Origin of the sequence: Neorhizobium sp. LMR1-1-1.1 (genome assembly GCF_040675795.1) — a bacterium.
Taxonomy (GTDB): domain Bacteria; phylum Pseudomonadota; class Alphaproteobacteria; order Rhizobiales; family Rhizobiaceae; genus Neorhizobium; species Neorhizobium cellulosilyticum.
Map to the genome: position 1 here is coordinate 1 of NZ_JBEGHE010000056.1, position 1,317 is coordinate 1,317.

Sequence of the window (1,317 nt, forward strand, 5' to 3'; positions counted from 1 at the left end):
TGTAGTGGCCCCCTAAACCCCCGGACACGATCTCCCACTTGTTAAGTGTTAGGAGTAATGTGCCCATTATGACCAGTCACATACCTAAGATAGAAGTGTTGTCCGGCCCTGAGCGCCGCCGTCGCTGGTCGACAGCGGATAAGCTCGCGATAGTCCAGGAGACCTACGAGCCGGATGTCACGGTCAGCATCGTTGCTCGACGGCATGGCATTCAGCCGAACCAGTTGTTCGCCTGGCGTAAATTGGCGGCGCAAGGTGCGCTGACGGCGACGGCATCGCAGGAAGAGGTCGTCCCGGCATCCGAGTACAGAGCGCTTCAGAACCAGGTAAAAGAACTTCAGCGCCTCCTCGGCAAAAAGACGATGGAAGGCGAAATCCTCAAAGAAGCGCTTGAGATAGCATCAGGGTCAAAAAAACACCTGTTGCGCTCGCTGTCGTTGCCGAGGGACGGTTCGCGATGACGGCGGTGTGCGAGACCTTGGGTGTCGCCCGATCCAACATAGCGGAACGTGTGAGGCAACGTCCTTCCGGAGCCAGGGGGCGGCCGCCGCTCGCTGATCAGGAACTGATGGATGAGATCAAGACGATCATCGATGACATGCCAACCTACGGATATCGCAGGGTCCACGCGATCCTGCGCCGTAAAGCCCGCAGCGAAAACCGTCCATGGCCAAATGCCAAACGCGTCTACCGGGTGATGAAGGTTCACGGCATGCTTCTTCAGCGCCATACGGGTGCAATCGACATCCGTCGCCACGATGGCCGCGTCGCCGTCGAGCAATCCAATTTGCGTTGGTGTTCAGACGGGTTTGAAATCGGCTGCGACAACAAGGAGAAGGTGCGCGTTGCTTTCGCTCTCGATTGCTGTGATCGCGAGGCCATCGCCCATGTCGCGACAACCGAGGGCATCAAGAGCGAGGACGTCCAGGACCTGGTCATCACGGCTGTTGAGAACCGTTTCGGTCTCGTCAACACACTTCCAAAGCCAATCGAATGGCTGACGGACAACGGTTCCTGCTTCATCGCAAAGGAAACCAAATCGCTGCTCATCGATATCGGCATGGAGCCGTGTTCAACGCCCGTTCGCAGCCCACAGTCCAACGGAATGGCCGAAGCCTTCGTCAAAACCTTCAAGCGCGATTACGTCTCGGTGAACCCCTTGCCGGACGCCATGACCGTCATCGCGCAACTGCCCTCATGGTTCGAACACTACAACACCCTTCACCCGCATAAGGCATTGGGGTATTGCTCGCCTCGTGAGTTCTTAAACCGTCAAACCGAAACCTGATCCTGTCCGGTTTTTAAGGGGCAACTCCA

1 protein-coding gene is annotated in these 1,317 nt (G+C 57.2%); it reads left to right on the top strand.

The annotated features are described in order from the left end of the window. The first annotated feature begins 68 nt into the window (after nt 1-68). Nucleotides 69-1,288, top strand: a protein-coding gene (locus MRBLMR1_RS25290) for an IS3 family transposase (protein WP_183688654.1) whose coding sequence is annotated in 2 segments (ribosomal slippage) — nt 69-408 and nt 408-1,288 — 1,221 coding nt in all. Because the reading frame shifts where the segments join, the coding sequence is not laid out codon by codon here. Nucleotides 1,289-1,317: the final 29 nt, after the last annotated feature.